Source organism: Rhodopirellula sp. SH410, assembly GCF_055811895.1.
Map to the genome: position 1 here is coordinate 6,684,192 of NZ_CM147949.1, position 9,832 is coordinate 6,694,023.

The following is a 9,832-nucleotide window of genomic DNA, read 5'->3' on the forward strand; positions in this document are numbered from 1 at the left end:
GATGGTTCCGGCCATGACCAAGAAAACTGTATTTACGACTGGCGAAGCTGCAAAAATTTGCAAAGTGAGCCAGCAAACGATCATCCGTTGCTTTGACAATGGTTCGCTCAAGGGCTTTCGAGTCCCCGGTAGCAAGTTTCGTCGCATCCCACGTGAACAACTGTATATGTTCATGAAGGACAATGGCATCCCTACCGATGCCCTCGAAAGCGGCAAGAAAAAAGTGCTGATTGTTGACGATGACCAAGATCTCGTCGATTTGATGCAGGACGGTTTCCAGCGCGACAGTCGCTTTGAAATCCGGACGGCCAACAACGGCTTTGACGCCGGGATGGGTGTGAAGGAATTTCGTCCCGATATCGTCGTGCTCGATGTGATGTTGCCCGACATCAATGGCAAAGAAGTTTGCCAGCGAGTGCGAAACGACCCCTCCATGGACACGGTGAAAATCCTGTGCATTTCGGGGATGGTCGAACACAGCAAAGTCGACGGATTGAAGGCCGCCGGTGCCAACGATTTCATGCAAAAGCCGTTTTCGATCGACGACCTTGTCGCGCGAGCATGCGGATTGCTCGACATCGAACGTAGCGTGAATGGCTAATGCCTGCGACGACGTGTTACGCCGGATGGCTACCACCCATCCGCGACGGCGCCAGCACCGGGTGGCTGGCGTTCAAAACAACGTCACTCGCGGCGATCAGCAGTGTCCTCCTATCCGAGCTGGCGGTGTCGGCTCGGATTCGAGACTCCCTATGCCGAGCGTTGGCGAGCGATCCGGCCCTGTTGTTGTTCACGGTAGCAGCTTCGTGCCAGCATGGCGGCGACTGCGCCGGAAAAATCACGCTCTCCGAACTCGCCGATTGGTGGTGTCGTCACGGGCGTTCGTCATGGCGTGACACGGACTGGCTGGCTGCCCCAACGGGCGCGGCCGCAACGGCTCAATTGTCTCGTTTGACGCAGCTCGATGACTACTTCCGCCTACTTCCGCTGCCTCGTTGGGTCAGGGAGGCGGACCTGTGGTTTGCTGCCGCTGGCGTCAAAAACCCGATTGCGGATTCGATCGAAGTGGTATGGTCGGCTGCCGACGAGCCTGCGTTGGCAATCGAAGCGTTCCCCGATGCGCACTTGGCAATCGCCTCGTGGATCCGAACCAGCGACCATTCCAAGGTTCGCGACGAGCAGTTCGCTGATGCTGTCGAATCCAACAAACGCGAACTCGCTCACACCTTGGCCTACGGCCTGAGCCACGAAATCAATAATCCGCTGGCCAACATCTCGACGCGTGCCCAGGCGCTGCAGTCGCGAGCGCCCGCGGAGCTTGTCCATTCGGTGCAACGGATCGTGGACCAGACCTCCCGTGCTCACGCGATGATCGCGGACCTGATGTTCTACGCCAACCCACCGGCAATCGAGCTCGGCGAGTTCGACCTGCGGGTCCGCATGGAACAGGTTATCGAGTCTCTCGCCGAAGAGGCTTCAGCGCGGGGCATTGAGATTCGCTTGCCTGAGGCGATGTTGGACGTGTCGATGATCGTGACGGCGGACGCGGAGATGATCGGCGAAGCGATCGCCGCTTTGGTTCGCAACTCGATCGAAGCGATCGGTACCGATGGGCATATTCGCATCGATGTGTCTCGCGACGAATCCCACGTGCGGATCTCGGTCGCCGACAGTGGCCCGGGGATTTCTGCGGACGCCGCAAAGATGGCGGCATCACCCTACTACTCGGGCCGCGAGGCGGGTCGCGGACTCGGACTCGGTTTGTGCCGCGCAGATCGGATCGCAGGTCTGCATCGCGGTTCCCTGCAGTTAACCCCAGCCCTAGCAGGGTGCGTGGCGACGATTCTGCTCCCGGCAGCATCGTAATCGGCAGACCCACGCACCCGTCATCGACGAAGACGTCGTTGACGCCGCATTGCAATCAGCATCATGCCCGACCGGACGCCGATCCATTGGCAATCTGCTTGACCATTTTCTGATGCTCGAGCGTGACCTCCTCAAAGACATCGCCGACGGCCTCGTACCCCAGTTTTTCATAGAAGGGTACGACAGCGAGTCTCGCATTGAGCGTGATTTCACGAAACCCGCGGTCCCACAAGTTTGCCTCGCAATACTCGATCAAAAATCGCCCCACACCGCCGGTTTGGCGACTTGGGCGGACGGCCATCTGCCGCAGTTGAATCAGGCAAGGCGAGCGGGGGCGAGCGACGAGCGTCGCGATGAGCTGGCCCGCTTCCTCGTCCAACTCGTCAAAAACACCAAAATGAAGCTGCCCGTGTTCGCCGTCGAGTTCCTCGGCGGTCAATTTCAGCCCCAGAGGTGCTCGTAGCACCTCGTGGCGGAGTTCCAAGGCTGACTGGTACTCGGGCGAGCACCATTCGATTTCGATCACTTTCATCGCGAGTTCCGGTAGGTCAATCGTCAGTCAAGTTTCGCTCACTCGTCGGTAACGCAGCCTTCGGAGGCACTCTTGACGCACTTGATGTATTTGTACAGCGTACCGCGTGTGGCCTTCAGGGGTGGGGCGATCCAAGCATCGCGGCGGCGATCGAGTTCAGCGGCATCGACGTCGACGTCGAGCGAATTGGTTTCGGCGTCGATGGTGATCGTATCGCCATCTTGGACCAAACCAATGGGGCCGCCAACTTGCGCCTCTGGAGTGATGTGGCCGACAATGAATCCATGACTGCCGCCGCTAAACCGCCCGTCGGTCAGCAACGCGACGTCGCTGGCCAATCCCGCGCCCACGATCGCGCTGGTCGGCGTCAGCATTTCCGGCATCCCCGGGCCGCCCTTGGGTCCTTCGTAGCGAATCACGACCACGTCGCCCTTTTGGATTTTGTTTTCCTCCAGTGCCGCCAGCATGTCTTCTTCGCTGTCGTAGACGCGGGCCGGGCCCGAGAACTGCAAGCCCTCTTTGCCGGTAATTTTTGCGACGGCTCCCTCGGGTGCTAAACTACCACGTAGGATCCGGATGTGACCGCTCTTTTTGATCGGCGATTCGATCGTCGAGACAATTTTCTGGCCCGATTTGAACGAGGGAACGTCTTGCAGGTTCTCCGCGAGCGTTTTGCCGGTGACCGTCATGTGCCCGCCCCGAATCATGCCTTTCTCGAGTAGGTACTTCATCACAGCAGGGGTCCCACCAATGCTGTGCAAGTCTTCCTGAACAAAACGGCCACTTGGTTTGAGGTCGGCGAGTAACGGTGTCCGATCACTGACGGATTGGAAATCGTCGATCGTCAGCGGCACATCGACCGCCCGCGCCATCGCGATCAGGTGCAGAACCGCGTTGGTGCTGCCGCCGAGGGCCATCAGGGTCACCATGGCGTCTTCGAACGCTTCGCGGGTCATGATGTCGCGTGGTTTCAGGTCCAACTTGAGCAAATTCAATATCGCTGGGCCGGCGCGGTGACATTCATCCTTCTTCTCTGCGTCCACGGCTGGAATGCTTGCCGAATACGGTAGCGACATGCCGAGCGCTTCGATCGCGGTGGCCATCGTGTTGGCGGTGTACATCCCACCGCATGCTCCCGCACCTGGACAGCTGCGGTGGACAATTTCGGATCGCTCATCTTCGCTGATTTGGCCTGCGATGAACTGTCCGTAGCACTGGAACGCACTGACGATGTCGAGTTTCTCGTTCTTGTAACTACCCGGTTTGATCGTGCCCCCATAGACCATGATGGCAGGGCGGTTGAGCCGCGCCATCGCCATCAGGCAGCCCGGCATGTTCTTGTCACAGCCCGGTAGGGCGATCAACGCATCGTACCACTGCGCCCCCATGATCGTTTCGATGGAGTCAGCAATCAGGTCGCGGCTCTGCAGCGAATAACTCATCCCGCTGGTGCCCATCGAAATCCCATCGCTGACGCCGATCGTGTTGAACCGCATGCCCACCATGCCAGCGTCGACGACGCCCTTGCGGACCTCCGCGGCCAGGTCGAGCAGGTGCATATTGCAGCTGTTTCCCTCGTACCACATGCTGCCGATGCCGACTTGAGGTTTGTTCATATCCTCCGACGTCATCCCCGTGGCGTACAGCATCGCTTGCGAGGCACCTTGGCTCTTGGGCTGCGTGATGTGGCGGCTGTATTTGTTCAAAACGGTGGTGTCATTCGTGGTCGTAGACTTCGGTTCGGCGGCGGTGCTCATGGCAAAATTGGCGGTGTGTGTAGTTGAAAATCTGGGGAAAACGCGACAGGGTTCAAAAGCGAGTATGATCTTTTTGACACGATTCACAAAGATGAGGGAAAAAATGACGCAAATATCCAGTAGTAGCTTGGGACCATTGTCCCGAGCGAGCAAAATCGCGACGGTTCACCGAAATGCAGCCTCGGACGAAACCTACGCGGATTCGGACGGGACCAACGCGGATTCGGACGGGACAATGGTCCCATCCTACAGTCCGCAAACCTGGGGCTATCGCCCCGGGCTATCATTTATCGTCCCTCCGGCGCTGGTGCGAATTGCCCTGATACTGGCCTTGGCCGTGCCGGTCGCCACTACCCAGGCCCACGATGCCTCGCAGCTCACGACGGTATCCGACAAGGAATTTGAGCAACGCTCACGGCCCTTGTTTGACGGCACCGTCCTGGCCGGCTGGGAGGGCAACGCACATTGGTTCCGCACCGCAGGCAAGACGATCATTGCCGGGACGCTGGAGAAACCCATCCCCCAAAACCAGTTCCTCTGCACGACCGATACCTTCGCCAACTTCGATTTACGGTTGGAGGTTCGTATGCGTGGAGAAAATCCCAACGCGGGCGTCCAGTTCCGCTCGCGGCGACCACGCAAATCCGATGAGGTGCCCAACCATGAAGTCATCGGTTATCAGTCCGACATGGGCAATGCTTGGGGACGCTCGGTGTGGGGATGTCTCTACGACGAATCTCGCCGCCGAAAAATGCTCGCCGAACCTGAAACCCCGTTCGAAGTAACGTGGATCACCCCAAAATCAACCGATGACGATCCAAACGGCAAACGCGCCGCCCCGGATGTCCCGAGCGAATCGCCCGATGACTCGAAATCCGCCCGCGAAACCGAATGGGTGCGGATGCGGATCGTCTGCCAGGGCGACCAGATCGAGATTTTCCTGAACGATCATGTGACGGTCCGCTATACCGAAACCGACCCCGAGATTCCACGTGTGGGGATGATCGGCGTACAGATCCATAGCGGCCCCCCCGCCGAAGCGGAGTACCGCAACATCCGCATTCTGTCGCTCTAAGGGCTACTCCGCACCGGTCCAATAGGTAATCAATCCCGTTAAAAACCAGAACAGACCAGCAATCCCCACCAGCACCGTCCAGATCCAAACGAAGCCGAGAAAGTAAGCCGTGCCGGTGGTTGAGATCACGCCGATCAGCAGCAGGGGACCACCTTGCCACATCTTCGCAATTGCTCGGTCCTTCGCCGACGGACCTTCAAGCCATGGTTTTGAGCTGGGCATCCGAATATCTCGCGGTTTTCTTCGATTTTGGTCGCGGGTGAAGCTTGATCTGGCGACTGATCATCGCAGATTTGAATTGAGCACATCATTGTAACTGGTAGCCTTGATCGCTTTGGCAGCCATGTTCCCCCATCAATGCGCCTCGGCCGGTGCCAAAGCGGCTTTTTGATACGGCGGTCAATCGCGATCGGTAGCACGTCAGGATTGCGGCCAAGCGAGTGCACGACTTTTAGTCGTGCGGATATTTTGCTTGCATGGCGCATCCACGCCCGATAGCATTGGGGATGTGCGATGCCCCCCCCCACGCGGTGTAACCCAGCTTTTTCCGCGGTGCCGGGAGTCTACCTGGTTGCGATTCAAACAGGATGCGTGGCACTCTATTTTCTTCCTGATTGCTCGAGGAACAATGTGCGTGTCATTCAATAGAATCGTTTTATCGTGTGCTTGTCTATTCCTAACCACGACTTCGGTTATCGCGGGGCCGGAAAATCAATTGCGCAGGATCGGGGACGCGATTCGTAGCCCCGACACCGAACGCATACTAGAGCTTGCGGAGCAATCCAACGGCCAACCGGGACTCCCCGACGTCCAAGCTGCGCTACGAAATGCCGCCATTGTCTATGCCTACAGCACCGGCGATCCGGGCCAGATCCAGATGGCCACCGATGCGTTTGGTGAATCTGGAAAGGAAGGTTTCCCGCAAGTTGAGTCGTTGAAGAAACTGGGGCCTCTTGAGCTAACGATTGATCCGCTGCTGGTTTCCTCCGACACTCTGAGTATTTTGTCGGAGATTCGACAATCGATTGTCCAAGCCACAATGATTGGCAACACGACTCGAATCCAAGATCGATTGAAGCAACTCGAGGAAACTGGACTTCCTGAAACGGTCAACCAAGCGATGATGCAGTACGGGACAGATTCGCTTGCGGTGGCAAAAGGAGTCCCGCCATCACTTCTGAAAATCGCGGTGAACCTATCCGCTGCAACCGCACGCCAAACCGATCTCGCCGAGGACAGGGCCTGCGAGGAACTCGCTGCCTACATTGATGCGAGCCCAGAGGAACGCGAGAAAATGGCTCGCTCGCGAGACTCGGGAACCAACAAATACGACCTCATGAAGGAGGTGGTTGCTCAGCAACCCGAACTCATTGCGGCCTTGTCGAAAGTCCGAGAACAATACTGGGCGGGGGAACTCAAGCGAGGTGAGGCGATCATCAAAATGCAAGAGGCAATGGGAAACAGCCTCGACTTGAAACTGAAGCGTGCGGTCATCTACTGGCAACTGAGAGAGATGAAGCAAGAGAAGACTGCTGATAGACGTGAGGAAGCTTACGCCCGAAATCGGGCAATATCCGAGGCACTCCAAAATCGCACCTTCGAAGATATCTCGCCCACCTGGCCCGGCATTCTTCAGCATCCCGACTTGCGTGTCGCTGCCGATCAACTGCTGCAGGAGATACGAGCGTACTCACCCCAGAACTGTGGCTGTCTATCGGCGAGCTATGCGCGGTGCAAGGTGCACCTACGTCAACTGCATCGATCGCTCGCAGGCGATTTGGAAGGCCTCTCGATACAACAACAAGCCATGCTCAGATCATACCTCCGTGAGCTGGAAGAAGAGCTCCAACAGCCCTTTGATCGGGAGGGCCCTCTCTACGCTCTCGCGATACAAGTCAATGGCCAACCGAACCAAGGAATCGTTGCGTCAAGTCAGCCCGCTGACACTCTCGACTCTAAAAAGACCGACCAACCCGCGATCACCGTAACGCTTTCGGAAGACGAAAGAGAACTGGCTAGCTTCGCCGTCTACCAATCTGTCTTGGGCTCCATGGTGCGAGCGGGCACCGATCGCGAGCAGTTATCAGAGATCGCCAACAAGATCCAAAAATCGACCTTGTTGAAAGAAAAGCATCGTGATTCTTTGCAGCAGATTGGCTCAAAGATATTCCGTGGCCAAATTGACATTACGACGGTCGCCCGTCTCGACGACCCTGTCAGTGCGCTCGCCAGGATTGCGGGCGTGGTCGACAGCGACGATTTCGGCACGGGGTTGCCTGAAAGTATGCGTGAAGAGGCATTTCAAATCTTACTCGCCGAGGTCACCCGCAAGCCGACCCGCTAGGGAATCCTGGATGTGGGATCAACCGATACTTGTAACAGCCCCGCAATGACGAGGTAGTAGTGTGCTCATGGTCAAATGCCGAGAAATTCGACTTCTATTGACCTCATCGATCTTCTCGGCCTTGGTCTGCGGCGTCTGTGTCGGAACGAGCGCGGAGCCAGCGGCCCCGACGGTTCAACGCTTGGCTCTGTTGATCGGTATCAATGAATACCCTTCCTTGCCCGACGCGAAGCAACTCCGAGGCTGTCTCAACGATGTAAAACTAGTGCGTCAAACACTGTTGGAACACGCTGGATTTTCCGAGGCAAACATTATCACGCTGAGGAATCAGAAGGCGACTCAAGCTGGAATTTCCCGGGCGTTTGACGAACTCGCCGAACGAGTTGATGCCGTGAATGCACAGGGAATGCAGGCTGCTGTCGTGTTTCACTACAGCGGTCACGGATCGCAAGTCCTTGACCAATTCAGTGGGCCGGAACGCGACGAAGTGCATTACTTTGACCAGACGCTGGTGCCATATGATGCCGAGAGCGAAGGGGGCGAGAAGGACATACGCGACGACGAACTGAATGCTTGGGCACAGCGTCTGACTGCAAACGTGGGCAATCGCCTACTCGTCGTTCTCGATTGCTGTCACAGCGGCACTGGCCTGCGTGACAACGGTGGCCGAAAACGCCAATTGGACCGACGATTTGACATCCCGAACAAAGACGCGTTCAGTGATCCAACGCCCTCATCGCTGCCAAAGAATGTGGCTGTTGTTTCAGCATGCCTACCCACAGAGACCGAAGACGAGTGCACGGTTGCCGGAGACGACTACGGGTTGCTGACAGCGCACCTCTGCAAATTGGCCCGCGACGTCGAGTACCACGGGAGCGTGCGTTTACGTGATCTCCCCGTGTTGCTGCGTTGGCAGTACCTGGCACGTTCGACGCCTCCGCTTCCGCCGCACCCGCAGATTGAGTTGGCGCGTGGCACAGAAACGTTGCCGCTTTTCTTTGCATCGGAGTCTCACCAATCGAACCGCCGGCTAGGACTGCTCGAAGTCACGGAACCGGGCGTCGGCGTGCTCAACCGCGGCATCATCGACGGTGTGACCGTTGGCAACGAACTCAAGATTGTAGGCCAGGTTGATTCGAACTCCGCGCCCTTCGACGCCAACGCCTTCCATGCGATGGTTACCTCAGCAGGTGCTGCCAAGAGTTCAGTGCGAGTGGTTCGGAAGACTGCCATGGAAATCGGTGACTCATCGACGCTTTCTTCAGGCACGTATTTCGTGCTCCAGCAGCAAAATGACGCGATACCGAGCATTCGCGTATTGATGAGGGTCGAAGATGCGAACCAGCAGGAGGGCTGGCTGAGAGCATTGTCCGATCCCGTCATTACCATGGTCGATGCCGAAGAAGATGCTGATCGAGTGCTGCGGATTATGCCGGACCGAGTTCGTATTGAAATGCCACAGCATACTGCCCTGCGACCCGAGTCATCGGCCCCGGAGCAAGCCCACGTGGATTCCAGTCGACTGGCCCCGCATCACGCCATTGTGTTGGAGCGAGGAATCGCCCAGCGAGAAACAAGTCTCCCGACTTGGCACGCGATCGTCCGTCATCGATTGCGAGAAATCGCCGCTGGTGAGTTTCTGACAAGGCTCGTTGCCCAACATGCAAGTGGCGCATTGGGCGACCACATGGACGAAGAAGAGCCGAAACTCGAACTGGTGGTTTCCAAGTTCATGCCGCCGGAGGGGCAGTTCCCCGACCTGCGACCATGCGAAACGATCGAAGCAGGAATCGCTGTGCTGGAAACAGGGGATCTCTATGCAATCCAGATTTCCCATCCCCGAGCGCACAAACTCGAGACCTACGCCACGATCATCCACATCGACCCGTTGGGCGAGATCTCCGTCATGTGCCCGCGAGAATTCTCACAGACCGAGATGGATCGACAACGCATCGACGCTTCGAAGGGGATGCTTTCGTCGATTTACATGTGCAATGGCGATGCCATGTTGAAACCCCATGATGCTGGCTATGCACTACCGACACGAGGTGTCCATAAGGCAATCGTCTTGTTCGGATCCTCCCCACCGGATCTATCGAGCCTCGAGGAGTTTTTACGAACCGATCGCGCCGTCGGCAGTCTCGAACCGAGGCCTATCGAAATTGAATTCAACCGTGGCCAAACCCGTAGCGGAGACAAAGATGACAAAACGTGGTGGGACGCAAGAATCGTTCAGTGGTTCAGTCGCTAGCCGCTTG

8 protein-coding genes are annotated in these 9,832 nt (G+C 57.3%); 5 read left to right on the forward strand and 3 right to left on the reverse strand.

Translation table 11 applies throughout. The features are described from left to right. The first annotated feature begins 13 nt into the window (after nucleotides 1–13). Both SH410x_RS24395 and SH410x_RS24400 read left to right on the forward strand, forming a co-directional pair. Nucleotides 14–601 (forward strand): response regulator, encoded by a 588-nt coding sequence (locus SH410x_RS24395; RefSeq protein ID WP_473671593.1) that lies wholly within the window; start codon nucleotides 14–16, stop codon nucleotides 599–601. Next, nucleotides 601–1,866 (forward strand): sensor histidine kinase, encoded by a 1,266-nt coding sequence (locus SH410x_RS24400; protein ID WP_473671595.1) that lies wholly within the window; start codon nucleotides 601–603, stop codon nucleotides 1,864–1,866. The genes SH410x_RS24395 and SH410x_RS24400 overlap by 1 nt, the downstream gene beginning before the upstream one ends. Before the next feature lie 61 nt (nucleotides 1,867–1,927). On the opposite strand, the gene SH410x_RS24405 is transcribed toward SH410x_RS24400, so the two are convergent. Together SH410x_RS24405 and ilvD are read right to left on the reverse strand one after the other, a co-directional pair. Then, complete coding sequence (locus SH410x_RS24405) at nucleotides 1,928–2,398, reverse strand: GNAT family N-acetyltransferase (RefSeq protein WP_473671596.1); 471 nt, start codon at nucleotides 2,396–2,398, stop codon at nucleotides 1,928–1,930. Between the two features lie 38 nt (nucleotides 2,399–2,436). Beyond that, the gene (ilvD, locus tag SH410x_RS24410) at nucleotides 2,437–4,155 is read right to left on the reverse strand and encodes a dihydroxy-acid dehydratase (protein WP_473671598.1); all 1,719 of its coding nucleotides are present in this window, start codon (nucleotides 4,153–4,155) and stop codon (nucleotides 2,437–2,439) included. A 103-nt stretch (nucleotides 4,156–4,258) separates the two neighbouring features. Here ilvD and SH410x_RS24415 point away from each other — a divergent pair, with 103 nt between their 5' ends. After that, entirely contained in the window at nucleotides 4,259–5,230 is a 972-nt protein-coding gene (locus SH410x_RS24415; protein WP_473671600.1) for a 3-keto-disaccharide hydrolase, read from the forward strand. A 3-nt stretch (nucleotides 5,231–5,233) separates the two neighbouring features. On the opposite strand, the gene SH410x_RS24420 is transcribed toward SH410x_RS24415, so the two are convergent. Beyond that, nucleotides 5,234–5,452 (reverse strand): hypothetical protein, encoded by a 219-nt coding sequence (locus tag SH410x_RS24420; RefSeq protein ID WP_473671601.1) that lies wholly within the window; start codon nucleotides 5,450–5,452, stop codon nucleotides 5,234–5,236. 412 nt (nucleotides 5,453–5,864) lie between these two features. On the opposite strand from SH410x_RS24420, the gene SH410x_RS24425 reads away from it, so the two are divergent. Together SH410x_RS24425 and SH410x_RS24430 are read left to right on the forward strand one after the other, a co-directional pair. Continuing rightward, nucleotides 5,865–7,574 carry a hypothetical protein gene (locus SH410x_RS24425; RefSeq protein WP_473671603.1) on the forward strand — a complete coding sequence of 570 codons (1,710 nt, stop codon included), beginning with the start codon at nucleotides 5,865–5,867 and terminating at the stop codon, nucleotides 7,572–7,574. Nucleotides 7,575–7,641: 67 nt separating this feature from the next. Further along, nucleotides 7,642–9,825: a caspase family protein gene (locus tag SH410x_RS24430; RefSeq protein ID WP_473677391.1), complete on the forward strand. Its 2,184-nt coding sequence runs from the start codon at nucleotides 7,642–7,644 to the stop codon at nucleotides 9,823–9,825. The last annotated feature ends 7 nt before the right edge of the window (nucleotides 9,826–9,832 follow it).

What these genes read in the sequence shown, in the direction of transcription:
- SH410x_RS24395 (WP_473671593.1), top strand. Translation starts at nt 14, where the DNA reads ATGACCAAGAAAACTGTATTTACGACTGGCGAAGCTGCAAAAATTTGC.
- SH410x_RS24400 (WP_473671595.1), top strand. Translation starts at nt 601, where the DNA reads ATGCCTGCGACGACGTGTTACGCCGGATGGCTACCACCCATCCGCGAC.
- SH410x_RS24405 (WP_473671596.1), bottom strand. Translation starts at nt 2,398, where the DNA reads ATGAAAGTGATCGAAATCGAATGGTGCTCGCCCGAGTACCAGTCAGCC.
- ilvD (WP_473671598.1), bottom strand. Translation starts at nt 4,155, where the DNA reads ATGAGCACCGCCGCCGAACCGAAGTCTACGACCACGAATGACACCACC.
- SH410x_RS24415 (WP_473671600.1), top strand. Translation starts at nt 4,259, where the DNA reads ATGACGCAAATATCCAGTAGTAGCTTGGGACCATTGTCCCGAGCGAGC.
- SH410x_RS24420 (WP_473671601.1), bottom strand. Translation starts at nt 5,452, where the DNA reads ATGCCCAGCTCAAAACCATGGCTTGAAGGTCCGTCGGCGAAGGACCGA.
- SH410x_RS24430 (WP_473677391.1), top strand. Translation starts at nt 7,642, where the DNA reads ATGGTCAAATGCCGAGAAATTCGACTTCTATTGACCTCATCGATCTTC.